Raw genomic sequence first — 17,269 nt, 5'->3', positions numbered from 1 at the left:
TCTTGGGAAAGACCTACAGGAGTGAACCTACATGCCGATGAGCGCCCACGAGATCGAAACCCTGCTGCGCGAAAGCTTTCCCAATGCGCAAATTCAGGTTGGTGGCAGCGATGGCGTGCACATGTCCGCCATGGTCGTGGACGAGAGCTTTCGCGGCAAAAACCGCGTTCAGCAACAGCGTGCGGTTTACGCTGCGCTGAAAGGCAAGATGGATGGATCTGATGGGGAATTGCACGCGCTGGCGTTGACGACGAAGGTACCTGAATGACACAGAACTACTTTCAAAAAAGCGCCTAAGTGGCTTTGAAAACATGAGTGGCTGGCCCTTCTGGATATCTCTTCTTGGTGCATTGATAGTTGTCGCCGCCCTCATCGAAGCCTATGTCAAACGCAACAGAAAACGAAAACTGTCGGATATGCGCCCTGACCCCGATACGCTTAGCAAGGTTGGGGGAATTGAACGATACGGGCTTGATCCGGTGACGCTTGCACAAGCAGAACACCGGCGGCTTGAAGAAGAAGGATGGGCACCTGAACTGCCCGATAACCGAACGACCGCCGCGCAAGCGGATGAAAAGGAAAAGCAAGATGAGCGACGTTAAGACCCAGATCGACGAAACCGTCAAAGCCAACGATGTGGTGCTTTACATGAAAGGCACCAAAGAGATGCCGCAGTGCGGGTTCTCATCCCGGGTGGCCGGTGTTCTGAATTACATGGGCGTCGAATACACCGACGTAAACGTTCTGGCTGACGAAGCTGTGCGCCAGGGCATCAAGGACTACTCCGACTGGCCAACCGTGCCTCAGCTTTATGTCAAAGGCGAGTTTGTCGGCGGTTGCGACATTATCACTGAAATGACGCTGTCGGGCGAGCTAGACACACTGTTCGATGAAAACAGTGTGGGCTACAACAAAGACGCTGCGGACAAAATCCGCGAAGCAAACGCGTAAGCTATCGGCTGCTACAGTCCTTGAACAATACGAGTTCCGGGGCTGTGTCGCCTTCGGCCTGATGGCTGATCGTGGCATCCCACCCCTTGGAGCGCAGGGTGTATGTCCCTGCCCCTCCGACGGATTCATACCGGATGCCCGAACCGCTTGGAACCTGTTTCATGGGGATCAACTGATCATCGATCATCATCGCAGCCGCCCCATCGCCATTTGAGGCGTTAAAGTAGGACACCGGCACTTGCGTGTTGTTTTCACAGATAAACGTCACGGACAGAATGTCGATATCGGCCTTTGCCATCGTGCCAGTCAGCGAGACGACGGCCGCGCAAAAGGCCATTCGGGCGATCGGCATTAGGCCGTCCTTTCTTCAATGACTGCCGCCAGGGCTTCGGCGCGCGCCGCCATTTCAGCCAGCGTATCCGTGACAGATGGCGGCACTACCGCGACCTCGATCCGTTCAGGTTCCGGCTGCGGTTGGCTGCGGAGCCGCTTCAATTCGGTCTCCAATTCAACCAGCTTGGCCTCGGCCAGTTTCATGCGATCTTCATGCGCGGCTGCCTTGTCTGCCAACATGAGTCCCGCCATCAGCAGCATCCGCGATTCCGGCATACGTCCGATCTGGTCCGACAAAACCTGAGCCTCATCATCCAGCAGTCTGGCTGCCGCTTGCAGAAACGGTTCTTCACCGTCCTGGCACGAGACATCAAAGCCGCGGCCACCGATATGAATGGTTACTTCGGGCATTATTCCACCTCTCCCTCGGCCAGATTGGCATGACTTAGCAATGGCTCAAGTCGAGCCAGGACCGCATGCGCTTCGGCTGCGTCCGACGCGCGCGCGGCACGTATAGCTTCTAATTCGGCTGTCGTGGCCCGGTTCAGCATGTCAGCATCCGTGACACCGTCCTCTGCGGCGGCGCGTAATTCATCGACAGCGCTCCGGAGCTGATCGTTTGCATTGCGAAGCCGTTGCAAATCATCATCCAACCGGGACATCGCGGCCCCATGGCTAGCCCGTTCCGCGCGCAGCATCTCAAGCTCGGCATTGAGTTCGGTTAACCGCTCGCTATCGACCAGTTCAGCCCGCAGACGCGCCAATTCGGCCTCCATCTCTTCCGCGCGATCCGCGATTGGGGTCAGTTTCTCGACCTGCGCGCGCAACGTATTGGCCTCTTCTGCGGCGCCCTGATGTGATCGCAGAGTCTCAATCTCAGCCTTCAAGCCCTCGACTTCGTCCGTGTTTTCAAGCGCAGCCTTGGCATCCGCCAACTCGGCCCGCGCAGCCTCAACCGTGGCGAGCTGAGAGGTCGCCTCGGCCAATTGCGCACGCAGCGCATCCACTTCCGAACTCGGTGCCGGTTGCGCACGCAGCGCGTCAATCTCTTGCGCGTGTCTCTCTTTGATCGTTTTCAGCCGTTCCTCAAGCTGGGCATTGGCCACCCGCTCTTCTTCAAGCGCCGTTCGCAGCGACGTGTCATCACCGGCTGCGGATCCAGCATCGTGCAAGGCCTCGACACCATTACCGATCCGCTCCATCGCGGTGATAATACGGCGTTGTAGTTCTTCGATCTGACTCATGCCTGTGTCACCTCTTTATCAAGGTTCGTTCTGATATTCGCCTACCCGAATCAAAAGCGGCGGCGCTCAGCCCTAGTCTAACGGAATGCGACAGAAAATACCCACTGTTTGGTTTCAACCACTTGCACACCGCTCTTGAAGCGCCAATTCGGTGTGCCACGCGGTTCTGCTTGCACTTTGACAATCGGATGGTATTCAGCGCCCATCTGCCCGTAAACCAAAGGAACTACGCCCGTGGACCTGACTGCGCTGCGCAATGCCAACCCCGAACACTGGGACAAGGCTGCGGCCATCCGCACCCTGACCCTCGACGCTGTCGCCGCCGCCAATTCCGGCCATTCCGGTATGCCGATGGGCATGGCCGATGTTGCGACCGTATTGTTCGAAAAGCACCTCAAATTCGACGCCGCTGCCCCGAACTGGCCGGACCGCGATCGGTTCATCCTATCGGCGGGTCACGGTTCGATGCTGGTCTATTCGCTGCTGTATCTCACCGGTCATGGCGATGTTACGCTGGAAGAGATCAAGAACTTCCGTCAATTGGGCGCTAAAACTGCCGGGCACCCTGAAAACTTCCTGATCGATGGTGTCGAAACCACTACCGGACCTTTGGGTCAGGGCATTTCGAATGCCGTTGGCTTTGCGATGGCCGAGGAAATTCAGCGTGCGCATTATGGCAAGAAGATCGTTGATCACTATACCTACGTGATTGCGGGCGACGGCTGCCTGATGGAAGGCGTCAGCCAAGAGGCGATCACTTTGGCCGGTCGCCACGAGCTGAGCAAGCTGATCGTCTTCTGGGATAACAACAACATCACCATCGACGGCACAGTCGACATCGCCGACCGCACCGATCAGGTGCGCCGTTTTGCGGCCTCGGGCTGGCATGTGCTTGAGATTGACGGCCACGACCCCAAGGCCATCGATGCGGCCATCGTGCAGGCGAAGAAGTCGAACAAACCGACGATGATTGCTTGTGAAAGCCACATTGCACTGGGTCACGCGGCGCAGGACACTTCAAAAGGCCATGGCGCTCTGACCGATCAGGATCAGTTGAACGCCGCCAAAGAAGCATATGACTGGCCGCATGATGCGTTCGTCATCCCTGCTGAGGTCAAAGCCGCTTGGGAGGCCATTGGTGCACGTGGCAACGCCGAGCGCGCAGCGTGGGAGGAGCGTTTTGCGCAAGTCTCCGAACGTAAACAAGCCGAATTCAACCGCGCCTATGCGTTTGAGGCACCAAAGAAGCTGGCCGGCGCCATCCGGTCGTTCAAGAAACAGATGTCGGAAGACCAGCCAAAGCTGGCCACACGCGCCTCTTCAGAGAAGGTGTTGAATGTCGTTAACCCGATCATGCCCGAAACCATTGGCGGCTCGGCTGACCTGACTGGATCGAACAACACCAAATCGGCTGATATGGGCGTGTTCCTTCCGGAAAACCGCAAGGGTCGGTATATCCATTACGGCATTCGTGAACACGGTATGGCCGCTGCTATGAACGGTATGGCGCTGCATGGTGGCATTCGCCCGTATGGCGGTACGTTCATGGCCTTCACCGACTATGCGCGGCCCTCGATGCGTTTGGCTGCACTTATGAAGATCCCGACGGTGTTCGTGATGACCCACGACTCGATTGGTCTGGGCGAAGACGGTCCGACGCACCAACCGGTGGAACATCTGGCGATCTCGCGCGCGACGCCGAACACTTATGTGTTCCGCCCAGCCGATACGATTGAGACCGCCGAAGCCTGGGAATTGGCGCTGACCTTCAAGGATAGCCCCTCAGTCCTGTCGCTGACCCGTCAAGGCGTGCCAACTGTTCGGACCCAGCACAAAGCCAAAAACCTAACCGCACAAGGCGCTTATGTATTGGCTGACGCAGAAAACAAGCGTCAGGCGATTCTGATTGCCACAGGTTCCGAGGTTTCGCTGGCGATGGAAGCTAAAGCAATACTTGAGGCCGAAGGCATCGGCACTCGGGTCGTTTCCATGCCCTGTATGGAGCTGTTTGCCGAACAAGACGAAGCCTACCGCAAGCGCGTACTACCTGCGGGAGCCGTCCGCGTCGGTATCGAGGCTGCGGTTCGCGCCGGAGGCTGGGACCGTTGGCTTCTGGGCGAGCGTGGTCGCGAGGCCAAAGCCGGGTTCATCGGCATGTCCAGCTTTGGTGCGTCGGCACCCGCCGGAGAGCTCTACAAGCACTTCGGCATCACGACCGAGGCAACAGTCGCCAAGGTCAAAGAACTGCTGGGTTGAACCTACCCAAATTAGTCAGAAGGCCTCGGTTAAAACCGGGGCCTTTTTTGTTAGACGAAAATTATTACTGACTGCATACCATCGACAATTAGATCACCATCGGTGTTCCACATCCGCATGACCTGAGAGCTGTAGCCGTCATGTCCAGCTGTCAATTGATGTTCCATCAACCACCATCCATCGCGAGTATGAATATCTTCGGATAGCACGTTGAAAATCCAGTTCATTGATGAGTTGTTTCCCGGCTTCTTCAATGTCGGGAATATGGCCGGTGGCAACAGGTCCGCAATTGCGATCAACCCTTCGATCCTATCGCGCATATCGGCATCATTATGGCGCGCCCAAACCTTCACATAGCCACGCTCTGCACCAGCAAATGGCCGCGCCCCGTCGATCAACCGAACGTCGAAGTTCTCAAGAAATGCGATGGGAAGTTTTGGCAAATCTGGCGGGAAATAGTGTTCTGTGATCTCTGGCTGTATCTCTGCCTTAGCCGGATGTTCGAACGCCACATGGCTGTCCTGTGCCTTGCCAAACGTAAATGTCCCAAGTGCGGCTGTATTCCCCTCAATCCTTGCTCGTGTATTGATCGTCGTGACATTCCGCCCATTGCGAAGCACCTCGGTTTCGATCAGCGGAGGTGAACCGATGGGCGCGGTAAAATTGATCAGGGCCGAGCGTAATGGAGGCAGAACATCGACCGCATTTCTCGCAGCAGCCAGCAGCAAGGCAGACGAGAAGCCGCCATATGTTGTGCGGCCTTGCATCCAGTTTGGCGGTACCGGAAACTGCAGCATCCCGTTCAACCGATCTGAACTGGCAAGGACTTGGGAAAGGCTGAGTTTAGTCATCGATCTCACACCGGATATGCTTCGATTGGAACTTACCCCGCTCTTACCGTTGTGCCAGATGAAACCTCACGTCACATGATCCTGATTTCAGTGTTTATTCGCAGATCCCGAAATCGCGCTGATCGCGGGGGACAGCAGCTTGGTTGCCACCGGTATCAGCGCCAGCCCATAGGCCAGACCGAATACACCATCCATCGTCGCCTTCGCGATCCACTTTACCGCGCCTGCCCATTGTTCAGGCACAGTATGACTCGCAGCATTTGCCCAGTCGTAAATGTGATGGCCCAGCCAGCCAAAGCCCAGGACCTCCATACCGTGGATCATGATCGACCCGCCGACCCACAGCATCGCAGCAGTACCAACGATAGACAGAACTTTCATAACAACGGGCATCGCTTTGACGAGGCCCCTTCCCGTTCCACGCCCTATCGGCGTCGGCGCGTTTTGCGCCAAATACAGGCCGACATCATCCATTTTCACGATCAGAGCGACCGAGCCATAAACGGTGACGGTGACCCCAACGCCCACCACGGCCAGCGTCGCGGCTTGCATCCACACATTCGGCGCTTCAATGGCCGCCAAAGCGATGGTCATGATTTCAGCAGACAGAATAAAGTCAGTCTTGATCGCACCCTTCACCTTCTTTTCTTCCAGATGGCCAGGATCAGGATTTTTCATATCTTCGTCTATCGCATGGCTCCCATGTGGAAACAGGACGTGAAAAATCTTCTCGGCCCCCTCGAAACACAGATATGAACCACCGAGCATAAGCAGCGGTGTGATCAACCAAGGCGCAAAATTGGCGAGTAGCAAGGCAACCGGCAACAACAGAATGATCTTGTTGAAAATTGATCCGCGCGCGATGCGCCAGATAATCGGCAGTTCCCGCGCCGGGGCAAAACCCTGAACGTATTTGGGCGTCACGGCCGCGTCGTCAATGATCACACCCGCAGTCTTGGCCCCAGCCTTGCCGGCAGCGGCCACCACATCGTCCACCGAGGCCGCCGCAACCTTTGCAATGCCCGCCACGTCGTCCAACAGGGCCAACAGACCACTCATCGCGCTTCCTTTCCATTCATCTGTTCGATCGGACCCTACCTGATCCAACGGCTAGCGCAAGCGTTAGCGCAATCGGCGCAGGTTTGCGCTAACACCTTAAAAATATGCCATTTTTGCCCTTTTGAGATTCAATATTCGCGGCTATATGGCCTGCAACGCAAGCGCATTTTTGGAGACGTCGGATGACCATCAAGGTCGGTATCAATGGTTTTGGCCGCATCGGCCGCTGTACTCTGTCGCACATCGCCGCATCGGCGCGCAACGACATCGAAGTGATCAAGGTCAACGCCACCGGCCCGTTGGAAACCTCGGCGCATCTGTTGAAATACGACAGCATCCATGGACGTTTCCCACGAGACGTCTCGGTCGAAGGCAACACCATGGATCTGGGTCGCGGCCCGATGGAGATGTTCTCGACCTACGATATGAACGAGCTGGACTGGGAAGGCTGCGATGTCGTTCTGGAATGCACCGGTAAATTCAACGACGGCCTGAAGGCTAAAACCCATCTTGAGCGCGGCGCTGGTAAGGTTCTGCTGTCGGCTCCCGGCAAAAATGTCGACAAGACCATCGTATTTGGTGTGAACCACAACAGCCTGACCGCAAACGACAATATGGTGTCGAACGGTTCTTGCACCACCAACTGCCTTGCTCCGCTTGCCAAGGTTCTGGACGAAGGTATCGGCATCGAGCATGGCATCATGACCACGATTCACGCCTATACCGGCGACCAACCGACGCTGGACCGTCGCCACAGCGATCTGTATCGCGCCCGCGCTGCCGCGATGTCGATGATCCCGACGTCCACTGGCGCGGCTGCAGCACTGGGAGAGGTTCTGCCGAACCTCAAAGGGCGCCTGGACGGCTCGGCCATCCGCGTACCTACCCCGAATGTTTCGGCCGTTGACCTGTCTTTCCGCGCCTCGCGCGACGTCACTGTCGAAGAGGTCAACGCCATCGTCGAAGAGGCAGCGAAAGGCCCGATGCAGCGCGTTCTAGGGTATGAGCCTGCGCCGCTGGTTTCGACCGATTTCAACCACACCGAAGAAAGCTCGATCTTTGCGCCGGATCAGACCCGAGTTGTCGACAACCGTATGGTGCGCGTGCTGGCGTGGTATGACAACGAATGGGGATTCTCGGTGCGTATGGCGGATGTCGCCGTCGCGATGGGCCGCCTTAACTGACCCTTCGCACATCGCTTGTACCTTTATGCCCGCTCAGGTTATCTGAGCGGGCATTTACGTTCAGGGCGCAGAAATGACAAATCAAATCGCCATCTGGCTTGGAATCCTAATTCTGGGCGGTCTGATGCTGGACGTGGCACTATTCGGCACCGAACACCTGCTGTTCCTGGGCAAGAAGCTCTACGATTTCCTGGATTGGCTCGCCTTCTGGCGCTGACAGAGGTTTTTCTTGACTTTCGCGCCAATCTGGCTTTGTTAGCGCTAACCATCTATGGACCATGTTCTGACGGAGCGCATTATGACACTCAAGCTGGCAATCAATGGATTTGGACGGATCGGGCGCGGCGTTCTTCGGGCCGTCATGGAATCCGGACGTACTGATGTTGAAATCATCGCAATCAACGATCTGGCAAAGCCCGAAATGAACGCACATCTGTTCGAGTTCGACAGTGTGCATGGACGCTATTCCAATCCCGTAACTCTGACTGATGCAGGTCTGGACGTGGGTGCTGGGCCCATCCGGCTGACCAGCGAGCGTGATCCCGAAGCACTGGACTGGTCTGATGTGGATGTGGTTCTGGAATGCACCGGTGTTTTCCGGACCCGTGAAGCAGCTGAGCGGCACCTGAAAAACGGATCAAAGAAAGTATTGATCTCGGCCCCTGCCCGTGGCGACGGCGGCGTGAAGACAGTCGTGTTCGGCGTGAACGATCATGAGCTAACCGCCGACGATATCGTTGTTTCCAATGCCTCCTGCACCACCAACTGCCTGTCGCCGGTCGCGGCGGCTTTGGACGCAGGACTGGGCATCAAACACGGCAACATGACCACAGTTCATGCATACACGGCCAGCCAACCGGTTCACGACACTGCGGGTAAAGACCCCTACCTGTCGCGCGCAGCAGCGCTGTCGATGATTCCGACGACAACTGGCGCGGCATCGGCTGTTGGTCTGGTTCTGCCGCAGCTTGCTGGTAAGTTGACCGGGCAAGCCATTCGTGTCCCCACGCCCAATGTCTCAGTCGTTGATCTGGTTGCTGAGGTTTCGCGACCGACGACCGAAGAAGAGGTCAATGCCCTCTTTGTAGAAGCCGCCGCCAAAATCCCCGGTGTGCTGGCGGCCGAGAATCGCCCCTTGATCTCGATCGATTTCAACCACGACTCGCATAGCTCGACGGTTTCACTGGCTGAAACCAAAGTAACTGACGGCACATTGGTTCGTGTGCTTGCATGGTACGACAACGAATGGGGCTTCTCGAACCGGATGCTGGACACAGCCGCCGCGATGGGCGCGCTATCCTAACCGCTCTTTCAAGGCGGAATTGACGCGGGGCGTGACGAATTTTGACACGTCCCCGTTCAATCTGGCGATTTCTTTGACCAGTTTCGACGCAATGGCTTGATGCCGTGCCTCTGCCATCAAGAACACGGTCTCAATCGAGTCGTCCAACGCGCGATTCATCCCAACCATCTGGAATTCATACTCGAAATCCGCAACCGCACGCAGTCCGCGCACGATGATCTGAGCGCCTACATCGCGGGCGCAATCGATCAGCAGGTTTTCAAACGGATGCGCGACAATCTCGGTGCCAGTCTGCTCGGTTAGATGGGCGCATTCGGCCTCGATCATCGCGACACGCTCTTCCAAAGAAAACAGCGGGCCCTTGTCCCGGTTGATAGCAACACCAATGACGAGCTTATCCACCAGCGCAGCCGCGCGGCGAATAATGTCTATATGACCCATGGTGATAGGGTCGAAAGTACCGGGATATAATCCAACCCGCATTGGGCTCTCCAGCGCAACAATATTTCTGCGCAAGCAAACATAACTTTGCCGCAGGTGCAAGAGGCTGAAACAGCCCCCGCGTTCAGTGCCCCATGATCATGCCTTCAAGCGCGTCTTTTTCCATAGCAAGTTCAGCCAGTTGCGCCTTGACCGCATCACCCAGCGTAACGATGCCGACCAGTTTGCCATCTTCCAATACAGGCATGTGGCGAAATCGTCCTTCGGTCATCTGGGACAGGATAGACTCAACAGTATCCTGCTGGCTGGCGGTCACAAGTTGCTTGGTCATATAGTTGCTAACGGGTTTATCCAAGCATCCGCTGCCGCTGGCAGCCAACTCGCGAACAATGTCTCGTTCGGATAAAATGCCCGCTGCCGTCTGCCCCCCATCCTCGGAAATGACCACAGTACCAATCCGCTTTTCCGCAAGAATCTTGGCAGCCTGAGAAACGGATGCCGTTGGCTCGACCGTCTCCACACCGCCGCTGGCCTTGGATTTGAGAATGGCCTGTACAAGCATAAGCGAAAACCTCCGGAATTACGTACTGTTTTCCAAAGCGTTGCCGGAATGTGTGAATGTGTCAAGGTGAAGCTTCGCGCTCGAGCCGCGCTACTTCGTCCCGTATTCCGCGCGTCAACGCCTCGGCAAAGTGGTTCAACCGCTCATTGCGCTGATCGCCCTGATGGCGGACCAGATAGAACCCCCGGGTCAGACTGACCTGATCCGTCAGGATTTTCTGCAATCCCCGATGGAACGGCAATGTGAAATCATGTGCCACGCAGACCCCTGTTCCCAGCGAAACTTGTCGCAGCTGAACGGAAACAGAGTTTGATGCAAGCGCGACACGTTCAACACCAATGTCGTTGAGATAGTCCAGCTCGCGGTCGAAAATCATGTCCGGAATATAGCCTATCATCCGATGCCCTTTTAGATCCTCGATGGATCGAATTTCGGCGTGACGACTCAGGTATTCCTTCGTTGCGACCATATGCAGCCGATAGTCGGATATCTTCTGCACCAGCAGTTTCCCTGCGGTGGGCGCACTGACTGTTACCGCCATGTCGGCCTCTCGCCGGGATAGGTTGATGATGCGCGGCAACGCCAGGATCTGAATGTCGAGATCAGGATTGGCATCGCTGATCTTGGCGCAGACCTGCGGCAACAGGTAATTGGCACTACCATCCGGGGCACCAATTCGGATCTGACCGCTTAGCGATTTGGCAGAGCCTGACATGACACCAGTCGCTGCGCGCATAGCTTCTTCCGCCTGCAGCCCATGCTCCATCAGGCGTTGTCCTGCAGTCGTCAACACATAGCCCTGCTGTGATTTCGTGAACAACACCGCGTCCAATGCCGCTTCGAGCCGCGCGATTCTGCGCCCGACTGTCGCCGGGTCGATCTTGAGAACCCGCCCCGCACCCGAAAGGCTTTCATCGCGCGCGACCGCCAGGAAAACCCGCAAATCATCCCAATTCGGCGTCATGTTCTACCCTTTGCATTTTTGCAAAACTGATTTGAAATATTGCCTCTGTTCAGGTGATTTTCGCAAGTCTATTCTTCGCGCAACTTAATCCGGAGGAGTTTGCAATGCAGAACCTGACCCATTTCATCAACGGCGAAAATGTCGCTGGCACATCTGACCGCTTTGACAATGTATTCAACCCAGCAACGGGTGAAGTGCAGTACCAATGCCCGATGGCCAGTGTCGCCGAGACCACCGCTGCGATCGAAGACGCTGCAGCAGCTCAGGTCGCTTGGGGCGCAACCAACCCGCAGAAGCGCGCGCGCGTGTTGATGGCGATGGTTGGCTTGATGAACCGCGACATGGACAAGCTGGCCGAGGCTCTCAGCCGCGAGCACGGCAAAACCATCCCGGACGCCAAGGGTGATCTGCAGCGTGGTCTGGAAGTGATAGAATACTGCATCGGCGCGCCCCAGATGCTGAAAGGTGAGTTCACCGACAGCGCGGGCCCGGGCATCGATATGTATTCGATGCGTCAGCCGCTGGGCGTGGTCGCTTCGATCATGCCATTCAACTTCCCCGCAATGATGCCGCTTTGGCACGTTGGCCCGGCGCTGGCCTGCGGCAACGCAGTTGTTCTAAAGCCGTCCGAGCGCGACCCCTCTGTTCCATTGATGCTGGCAGAGCTGTTTGTCGAAGCTGGTCTGCCCAAGGGCGTGTTCCAAGTCGTAAACGGTGACAAAGAGGCCGTGGACACCCTGCTGGACAGCGAAATCATTCAGGGCGTGTCGTTCGTGGGTTCAACCCCGATTGCGCAATACATCTATGCTCGTGCAACCGCCAACGGCAAACGGGCGCAGTGTTTCGGTGGTGCCAAGAACCACATGATCGTTATGCCTGACGCCGATCTGGATCAGGCTGCTGATGCGCTGGTCGGTGCAGGTTTCGGCGCGGCTGGCGAACGCTGCATGGCAATCTCGGTGGCCGTGCCTGTGGGCGAAGAAACCGCAGACGCACTGATCGAAAAGCTGATCCCTCGCGTGGAGAAGCTGAAAGTTGGCCCCTACACAGCGGGCGACGACGTAGACATGGGTCCGGTTGTTACTGCCGCCGCGAAAGAGCGTATCCTTGGCCTGATCAACTCGGGCGTTGAGCAGGGCGCGAAGCTGGTTGTCGACAACCGCGATTTCAGCTTGCAGGGTTATGAGGACGGCTTCTTTGTCGGCCCGCACTTGTTCGACAACGTCACTCCCGACATGGATATCTACAAGCAAGAGATCTTTGGACCGGTCCTGTCGACCGTCCGCGCGGGTTCCTACGAAGAGGCGCTGAAACTGGCGATGGATCATGAATACGGCAACGGCACTGCGATCTTCACCCGCGACGGTGATACGGCGCGTGACTTTGCCAGCCGTGTGAACATCGGCATGGTCGGCATCAACGTTCCGATCCCGGTTCCGCTGGCCTACCACACTTTTGGCGGCTGGAAGAAATCGATGTTCGGCGACCTGAACCAGCACGGTCCGGACAGCTTCAAGTTCTACACACGCACCAAAACAGTGACATCGCGCTGGCCGTCGGGCATCAAGGAAGGTGGCGAGTTCAACTTCAAAGCGATGGACTGATCATTCAGCTTACAAATCAGGAAACCCGGCCCTACATGGGTCGGGTTTTTTCGTGCATGCGCCAGTTGCTGCCTTATCGCGTACCTCACAAGAAATTCAGAGGTCGCCCTCTGGAAAAAGCAGGCATTCACTAATATTTTATCGGTAATTCAACTATCCGAGCAGCTCATAACTCCCTGGAGGCAACCTTGTCCCAAAATCGTTTTACCCGTCGTCACGCCCTTTTGGGCGCTGCATCGCTGATTGCGGCCCCTGCTATCGTGCGCGCTCAAAGCACTGATGCTTTCCCACAGACCGAGGAAGCAATCAGTACGCAGCTTCCAGTACGTCGTAACGTTTCATCGTTCTCGCAGCAGAATTGGCAGGATCACTTTGACGAGTTGGGCGTCGGCGCATTGTTGGCCGATATCACCAGCCGGGCTGTTCATTACTGGGGGCCGGATGGAACCTACAAGCTGTACCCCAGTTCTGTCCCGATGAGCGAAGAGCTGACCAAGCGCGGCTATACCAAAGTCACACGCAAGGCGGAGAACCCAAGCTGGACACCAACCCCATCAATGCGCGAGCGCGATCCCTCGTTGCCAATTCGCATGGAGGGTGGTGAACCTGGAAACCCATTGGGAACTCGCGCTATGTATCTTGGCTGGCCTGCCTACCTGGTTCACGGCACCTATGATACCCGCAAGATTGGACGTCAGAGCTCGTCCGGCTGTATCGGTCTTTATAACCAGCACGTTGAAGAGCTGTACCCGCTGGTAAAGGTCGGTACTCAGGTACGTTTGGTCTAAACGGCGAGTTTCTACACGAAACACAAAAAAAGCCCCGTCCATCAGGAACGGGGCTTTTGTTTTCGTGAAGGTGGTAGATTTATTCAGGAATGATCACTTCGTCGACAACGTGGATGACGCCGTTGCTGGCTTCGATGTCGGCCTGCACAACTTTGGCACCATTAACTTTCACGCCATTTTTCGCGTTCACGCTTAGTCGGTCGCCTTGCACGGTCAGAACCTTAGCGCGCTTTCCTGCAATGTCGCCGGACATCACTTTGGCTGGCACGACATGGTAGGTCAGGATCGACACCAACTGGTCCTTGTTTTCTGGCAGAAGTAGGGTTTCAACAGTGCCTTCAGGCAGAGCTGCAAAAGCCTCATCCGTGGGTGCAAAGACGGTGAAGGGCCCATCGCTTTTCAGCGTATCAACCAGGCCCGCGGCCTGAACGGCAGCAACCAGGGTGTTGAATGACCCGGCAGCAACTGCGGTATCTACGATATCAGCGGCCTGTGCCTTGACGGGCAGTGCAAGTGCAAATGCGGCGGCAGCGCCCATGAATGTGCGGCGGAACATGGCTGTTAACTCCTCTCCAGCTTGTTATGGAAAGGGTTACGGGCCTGGGTTCGAACCGGATCACACAGAAATCAATTTTCTTTGAGCTGAACCCAGATGCTCTGCGCACGGCCCTCTTCTAGAAACGGCAGCGCTGCGACGGCGTCGGGGCGATCCTGCTGCAGGTAATATCCGGGCCAAAGCATTGAATAGAAACCGGATTGCAGCAAGGCGTGCAACATGTACTGCTCACCCCATCCTGGGCAGTCATAGAAGAACCGTTTGGGATATTCATAAGGCAGAAAAACATCGTGGACATGAATGACAACGCCGGGTTTCAGCGCCGGAATGATCCGACAGAATAGATGGGCGACATCGTTGCTCATCCGAACCACATGGCTTGAATCGATGAACAGAACATCCCCAGCCTCAAGCTGATCGAACAGCGCGGGATCTACTTCTTCCAGTCGCTTCTGCTCAAACTGATCGACGACATGGGCGATATCTGCGCGCGGGTACGGATCAATTGCCGTGATCGTCGTATCCAGCCCGCCATCAATGATCGCCTGCCGCGTCACGCGGGTAGAGTTCCCACAACCGACCTCGATCACGCGCTTGGGCTGAAAGCGGCGGATCATCAGGTAAAGCGCATCCGCATCCGGGCTATCGTAATATCCATTGCCGGTGTGATACCCAGTCTGATTTCGCGCCGGGTCCTTCAAAGCTGCAAGCGCATCGGCATGGCGCGTATACTCTTCGACAAGTTGCGCGATATCGAATCCGTCCATTCCCGGCGACAGGGCATAAGCGGGCCTGGTCAATCCCCCTGTCCGTTCGAACGCTTCCAGCCGCGCCCGTTCATCCTGTTCCGTAACCTTGTCGATCAGCTTAACGCCCAACTCATCCAGGGCGGCATTGATCTGCGGAAATTTTCTGGGTTTCACGAGGACGGCTCCACATTGCGTTGCGCCCGCTCTTTACCCGTGCACGCAGGACTTCCGCAAGAACCGACAGGCCAAACCCTTGGCAAAACGCTAATTTCCGTATTCACTAACGTGAATTGACCAACGAGGGCCGCCATGCAGCAGGAATTTACGATCGGCATTGAAGAGGAATACCTGCTGGTCGATCAAGACAGCCTGCAGCTCGCCGAGGCGCCCGCAGCATTGATGGAAGCTTGTCAGGCAGATTTCGAAGGCCAGGTCAGCCCGGAATTTCTGCAGTGCCAGATCGAAGTCGGGACCCGCCCACATGCTACGATCAGATCGGCGCGCGAAGATCTAAAGCGCCTGCGTTCTTGTGTATCAAAACGTGCGTCCGAGTATAATCTGGCTCCGATCGCGGTCTCTTGCCATCCGTTTGCGAACTGGAAAGATCAACACCACACACGGAAAGAGCGCTACGACGCCCTGCAGCATGCTTTGGGCGGCGTGGCGCGGCGGATGCTGATCTGCGGAATGCACGTGCATGTGGGCGTCGAAGATCAAGCCTTGCGCGCCGACCTGGTACCCCAGCTTTCTTACTTTCTGCCCCATCTGCTGGCGTTGTCGACCTCGTCTCCTTATTGGAACGGCGAAGATACCGGGCTTTCCTCCTATAGGCTCACCGTGTTCGACAATCTGCCCCGGACCGGTCTGCCCCCGGTGTTCAGCAGTTGGGGCGAATACGAACGCACCACCGGCGTGCTGGTCGAACTCGGCGTGATCGAGGACACCTCTAAAATCTGGTGGGACCTACGTCCATCTCACCGGTTCCCCACCCTAGAAACACGCATCATGGACGTACAGCCAAGGCTTGAACATACGCTTTCGCTTGCAGCGCTAGTGCAAGCGCTGACCCGGATGCTGTGCCGCCTGAAAGACCGCAATCTTCGTTGGCGGCAATATGATAAGTTTCTGATCGGCGAAAACCGTTGGCGCGCGCAGCGCTACGGTGTGGGCGAAGGTCTGATCGATTTCGGTGATCGCTCAATCAAGCCGATGGCTGAACTGATCGGAGAGCTGATGGGCATGTTGGCCGAAGACACCGAGGCATTGGGCACCATGACCGAACTCGCCCGCCTTCGGCAGATCGCAGAAAATGGCACCTCCGCCACCCGCCAACGCCGTGTTTACGCTGAAGCTTTAGCGCGCGGGGATGATCCGGGCATGGCGGTGGTCAAGCACCTGATCGAGGAATTTCACGCCGACCTATAAAGTCAAACCGCCGCCAAAATCTCCTTGATCCGGTCCGCTACGGGTTCATACAAATCGCGATCCGTCCAGTATCCGTTATGCGAAAGCGGGTTCCACGACGTAAAGATTTTGCCCGCATTGATCGGCTTATCCTTCAAGGCCCCACTTTGAGCGAGTTGTTCATAGCTTGGCGCGCTTTTGCCCAAAGGAAAACCCAAAACATCATGCTTGTCATAGTAGTTTCGCCACCAGGTCGAAAACTGCAACGCAGGCGGCAGCGCGCGGTTCGGGGCCATGATCGGAAAAATCTCATTCTCGGGATATGCGAACAGAAAAATCGGAATATTGCACCCAAACGTCACGAGGCCAGCAACGGTTTTCATGTTTTCAACATCTGTCGGATGAACCGGTGAACCACCCTGGCGCAGATGTCTTTGCATGTCATAAATATAGTTCGACATTATGTGCCCACCCAGCGAATGCGCCAGGATCAGTACAGGCCCCTGTGGTCCGACCTGGTATTTGACGACCCCCATCACATTCTCGATTTTCTTGTGGATCGCCTCATAGATCTTATCGCCATCATCCGGAGTTGGTCGGTAGGAAGCAGCATCCGACAGATTGCACACTACAAACTCGCGCAGCTTGTCGTATCCAAGGCTGCGGTTGACCTTGCGCAGATATGCCTTCTGCCGCCCTTGCAGGATCTGTGCCCAGACCACCTCGTGCCAGATTACATCATCCATATCCGCGCCGACCCGGTTCGAAACGCGTCTTTTCAGCCCTTTGGAAAACGTTGGGGTCGTGGATGGCGGCTGGTTCTGAGGATTGTACTGGCTGCCCATGCCGTGAATCGCGATAACAGCAAGCTTGTGTGACGACATAAGAATACTCCGTAATGATCAAGAAAGCAGAATTCCCGCAGTATACCTCACCGTCCAGAAATCCCCTAAATCGTCGGGTTTGCCGTCATTGAAAAATTTCTGTAAGGATTGAAGAATAAAACGCTCGTTCAATTCT

The 17,269-nt window shown here is 56.2% G+C and carries 21 protein-coding genes; 10 read left to right on the top strand and 11 right to left on the bottom strand.

Annotated elements, in window-relative coordinates:
• Window positions 1-31 precede the first annotated feature (31 nt).
• From ACR0BT_RS01915 to grxD, 3 genes are read left to right on the top strand one after another with little or no spacing between them, the layout of a single operon-like run.
• Entirely contained in the window at window positions 32-268 is a 237-nt protein-coding gene (locus ACR0BT_RS01915) for a BolA/IbaG family iron-sulfur metabolism protein (protein WP_170421425.1), read from the top strand.
• 43 nt (window positions 269-311) lie between these two features.
• Window positions 312-602 carry a hypothetical protein gene (locus tag ACR0BT_RS01910; protein WP_170393180.1) on the top strand — a complete coding sequence of 97 codons (291 nt, stop codon included), beginning with the start codon at window positions 312-314 and terminating at the stop codon, window positions 600-602.
• Complete coding sequence (gene grxD / locus ACR0BT_RS01905; protein ID WP_170393181.1) at window positions 589-951, top strand: Grx4 family monothiol glutaredoxin; 363 nt, start codon at window positions 589-591, stop codon at window positions 949-951. The genes ACR0BT_RS01910 and grxD overlap by 14 nt, the downstream gene beginning before the upstream one ends.
• A gap of 1 nt (window position 952) precedes the next feature.
• On the opposite strand, the gene ACR0BT_RS01900 is transcribed toward grxD, so the two are convergent.
• The 3 genes from ACR0BT_RS01900 to ACR0BT_RS01890 are packed head-to-tail and all read right to left on the bottom strand — an operon-like array spanning window position 953 to window position 2,528.
• The gene (locus tag ACR0BT_RS01900) at window positions 953-1,303 is read right to left on the bottom strand and encodes an MliC family protein (protein ID WP_170393182.1); all 351 of its coding nucleotides are present in this window, start codon (window positions 1,301-1,303) and stop codon (window positions 953-955) included.
• The gene (locus tag ACR0BT_RS01895; protein ID WP_170393183.1) at window positions 1,303-1,695 is read right to left on the bottom strand and encodes a cell division protein ZapA; all 393 of its coding nucleotides are present in this window, start codon (window positions 1,693-1,695) and stop codon (window positions 1,303-1,305) included. The genes ACR0BT_RS01900 and ACR0BT_RS01895 overlap by 1 nt, the downstream gene beginning before the upstream one ends.
• The gene (locus tag ACR0BT_RS01890; protein WP_170393184.1) at window positions 1,695-2,528 is read right to left on the bottom strand and encodes a coiled-coil domain-containing protein; all 834 of its coding nucleotides are present in this window, start codon (window positions 2,526-2,528) and stop codon (window positions 1,695-1,697) included. Before ACR0BT_RS01890 ends, ACR0BT_RS01895 begins: the two co-directional genes overlap by 1 nt.
• A 234-nt stretch (window positions 2,529-2,762) precedes the next feature.
• Here ACR0BT_RS01890 and tkt point away from each other — a divergent pair, with 234 nt between their 5' ends.
• Window positions 2,763-4,784 carry a transketolase gene (gene tkt / locus ACR0BT_RS01885; protein WP_480762419.1) on the top strand — a complete coding sequence of 674 codons (2,022 nt, stop codon included), beginning with the start codon at window positions 2,763-2,765 and terminating at the stop codon, window positions 4,782-4,784.
• A 50-nt stretch (window positions 4,785-4,834) separates the two neighbouring features.
• Here the strand turns inward: tkt and ACR0BT_RS01880 are convergent, their stop codons facing one another.
• Both ACR0BT_RS01880 and ACR0BT_RS01875 read right to left on the bottom strand, forming a co-directional pair.
• On the bottom strand, window positions 4,835-5,635 hold the full coding sequence (locus ACR0BT_RS01880) for a thioesterase family protein (RefSeq protein ID WP_170465398.1): 801 nt from the start codon (window positions 5,633-5,635) through the stop codon (window positions 4,835-4,837).
• A gap of 87 nt (window positions 5,636-5,722) precedes the next feature.
• A complete protein-coding gene (locus tag ACR0BT_RS01875) occupies window positions 5,723-6,694 on the bottom strand; it encodes a DUF808 domain-containing protein (RefSeq protein WP_480762418.1) in 972 nt (323 codons plus the stop codon).
• A 182-nt stretch (window positions 6,695-6,876) separates the two neighbouring features.
• Here ACR0BT_RS01875 and gap (ACR0BT_RS01870) point away from each other — a divergent pair, with 182 nt between their 5' ends.
• The 3 genes from gap (ACR0BT_RS01870) to gap (ACR0BT_RS01860) all read left to right on the top strand — a co-directional run bounded on the left by gap (ACR0BT_RS01870) (window position 6,877) and on the right by gap (ACR0BT_RS01860) (window position 9,181).
• Window positions 6,877-7,878: a type I glyceraldehyde-3-phosphate dehydrogenase gene (gene gap / locus ACR0BT_RS01870; RefSeq protein WP_170393188.1), complete on the top strand. Its 1,002-nt coding sequence runs from the start codon at window positions 6,877-6,879 to the stop codon at window positions 7,876-7,878.
• 73 nt (window positions 7,879-7,951) lie between these two features.
• On the top strand, window positions 7,952-8,095 hold the full coding sequence (locus ACR0BT_RS01865) for a hypothetical protein (RefSeq protein ID WP_010439846.1): 144 nt from the start codon (window positions 7,952-7,954) through the stop codon (window positions 8,093-8,095).
• 81 nt (window positions 8,096-8,176) lie between these two features.
• A complete protein-coding gene (gap, locus tag ACR0BT_RS01860) occupies window positions 8,177-9,181 on the top strand; it encodes a type I glyceraldehyde-3-phosphate dehydrogenase (protein ID WP_170393189.1) in 1,005 nt (334 codons plus the stop codon).
• On the opposite strand, the gene coaD is transcribed toward gap (ACR0BT_RS01860), so the two are convergent.
• The 3 genes from coaD to ACR0BT_RS01845 all read right to left on the bottom strand — a co-directional run bounded on the left by coaD (window position 9,173) and on the right by ACR0BT_RS01845 (window position 11,148).
• Window positions 9,173-9,664, bottom strand: coding sequence for a pantetheine-phosphate adenylyltransferase (gene coaD / locus ACR0BT_RS01855; protein ID WP_170393190.1), 492 nt, complete (start codon window positions 9,662-9,664; stop codon window positions 9,173-9,175). The genes gap (ACR0BT_RS01860) and coaD overlap by 9 nt on opposite strands.
• An 82-nt stretch (window positions 9,665-9,746) precedes the next feature.
• Window positions 9,747-10,184 (bottom strand): CBS domain-containing protein, encoded by a 438-nt coding sequence (locus ACR0BT_RS01850; protein ID WP_170510112.1) that lies wholly within the window; start codon window positions 10,182-10,184, stop codon window positions 9,747-9,749.
• Window positions 10,185-10,245: 61 nt separating this feature from the next.
• Entirely contained in the window at window positions 10,246-11,148 is a 903-nt protein-coding gene (locus tag ACR0BT_RS01845) for a LysR family transcriptional regulator (protein ID WP_170393192.1), read from the bottom strand.
• A 104-nt stretch (window positions 11,149-11,252) separates the two neighbouring features.
• Between ACR0BT_RS01845 and ACR0BT_RS01840 the strand changes: the two genes are divergently transcribed.
• Entirely contained in the window at window positions 11,253-12,752 is a 1,500-nt protein-coding gene (locus ACR0BT_RS01840) for a CoA-acylating methylmalonate-semialdehyde dehydrogenase (RefSeq protein ID WP_480762416.1), read from the top strand.
• Between the two features lie 188 nt (window positions 12,753-12,940).
• Window positions 12,941-13,540, top strand: coding sequence for a L,D-transpeptidase (locus tag ACR0BT_RS01835; protein ID WP_170393194.1), 600 nt, complete (start codon window positions 12,941-12,943; stop codon window positions 13,538-13,540).
• A gap of 79 nt (window positions 13,541-13,619) precedes the next feature.
• Here ACR0BT_RS01835 and ACR0BT_RS01830 read toward each other — a convergent pair whose 3' ends face one another.
• Window positions 13,620-14,096, bottom strand: coding sequence for a fasciclin domain-containing protein (locus ACR0BT_RS01830; protein ID WP_170662452.1), 477 nt, complete (start codon window positions 14,094-14,096; stop codon window positions 13,620-13,622).
• A gap of 71 nt (window positions 14,097-14,167) precedes the next feature.
• Entirely contained in the window at window positions 14,168-15,019 is an 852-nt protein-coding gene (locus ACR0BT_RS01825; RefSeq protein ID WP_480762415.1) for a class I SAM-dependent methyltransferase, read from the bottom strand.
• A 135-nt stretch (window positions 15,020-15,154) separates the two neighbouring features.
• On the opposite strand from ACR0BT_RS01825, the gene ACR0BT_RS01820 reads away from it, so the two are divergent.
• Window positions 15,155-16,270: a carboxylate-amine ligase gene (locus ACR0BT_RS01820; protein ID WP_170393197.1), complete on the top strand. Its 1,116-nt coding sequence runs from the start codon at window positions 15,155-15,157 to the stop codon at window positions 16,268-16,270.
• Between the two features lie 2 nt (window positions 16,271-16,272).
• On the opposite strand, the gene ACR0BT_RS01815 is transcribed toward ACR0BT_RS01820, so the two are convergent.
• Window positions 16,273-17,133, bottom strand: coding sequence for a hypothetical protein (locus tag ACR0BT_RS01815; RefSeq protein WP_170393198.1), 861 nt, complete (start codon window positions 17,131-17,133; stop codon window positions 16,273-16,275).
• Window positions 17,134-17,269: the final 136 nt, after the last annotated feature.

It is taken from the genome of Ruegeria sp. CJ6 (assembly GCF_056536665.1).
The sequence above is the reverse complement of the archived record's forward strand: the minus strand, read 5'-3'. Positions and strand labels throughout refer to the sequence as shown.

Coding starts and splice junctions, on each gene's coding strand:
- ACR0BT_RS01850 (WP_170510112.1), bottom strand. CDS start 10,184: ATGCTTGTACAGGCCATTCTCAAATCCAAGGCCAGCGGCGGTGTGGAG.
- ACR0BT_RS01875 (WP_480762418.1), bottom strand. CDS start 6,694: ATGAGTGGTCTGTTGGCCCTGTTGGACGACGTGGCGGGCATTGCAAAG.
- gap (WP_170393188.1), top strand. CDS start 6,877: ATGACCATCAAGGTCGGTATCAATGGTTTTGGCCGCATCGGCCGCTGT.
- ACR0BT_RS01910 (WP_170393180.1), top strand. CDS start 312: ATGAGTGGCTGGCCCTTCTGGATATCTCTTCTTGGTGCATTGATAGTT.
- ACR0BT_RS01815 (WP_170393198.1), bottom strand. CDS start 17,133: ATGTCGTCACACAAGCTTGCTGTTATCGCGATTCACGGCATGGGCAGC.
- ACR0BT_RS01830 (WP_170662452.1), bottom strand. CDS start 14,096: ATGTTCCGCCGCACATTCATGGGCGCTGCCGCCGCATTTGCACTTGCA.
- ACR0BT_RS01915 (WP_170421425.1), top strand. CDS start 32: ATGCCGATGAGCGCCCACGAGATCGAAACCCTGCTGCGCGAAAGCTTT.
- ACR0BT_RS01895 (WP_170393183.1), bottom strand. CDS start 1,695: ATGCCCGAAGTAACCATTCATATCGGTGGCCGCGGCTTTGATGTCTCG.
- ACR0BT_RS01900 (WP_170393182.1), bottom strand. CDS start 1,303: ATGCCGATCGCCCGAATGGCCTTTTGCGCGGCCGTCGTCTCGCTGACT.
- ACR0BT_RS01820 (WP_170393197.1), top strand. CDS start 15,155: ATGCAGCAGGAATTTACGATCGGCATTGAAGAGGAATACCTGCTGGTC.
- ACR0BT_RS01890 (WP_170393184.1), bottom strand. CDS start 2,528: ATGAGTCAGATCGAAGAACTACAACGCCGTATTATCACCGCGATGGAG.
- ACR0BT_RS01865 (WP_010439846.1), top strand. CDS start 7,952: ATGACAAATCAAATCGCCATCTGGCTTGGAATCCTAATTCTGGGCGGT.
- coaD (WP_170393190.1), bottom strand. CDS start 9,664: ATGCGGGTTGGATTATATCCCGGTACTTTCGACCCTATCACCATGGGT.
- ACR0BT_RS01845 (WP_170393192.1), bottom strand. CDS start 11,148: ATGACGCCGAATTGGGATGATTTGCGGGTTTTCCTGGCGGTCGCGCGC.
- grxD (WP_170393181.1), top strand. CDS start 589: ATGAGCGACGTTAAGACCCAGATCGACGAAACCGTCAAAGCCAACGAT.
- ACR0BT_RS01840 (WP_480762416.1), top strand. CDS start 11,253: ATGCAGAACCTGACCCATTTCATCAACGGCGAAAATGTCGCTGGCACA.
- gap (WP_170393189.1), top strand. CDS start 8,177: ATGACACTCAAGCTGGCAATCAATGGATTTGGACGGATCGGGCGCGGC.
- ACR0BT_RS01880 (WP_170465398.1), bottom strand. CDS start 5,635: ATGACTAAACTCAGCCTTTCCCAAGTCCTTGCCAGTTCAGATCGGTTG.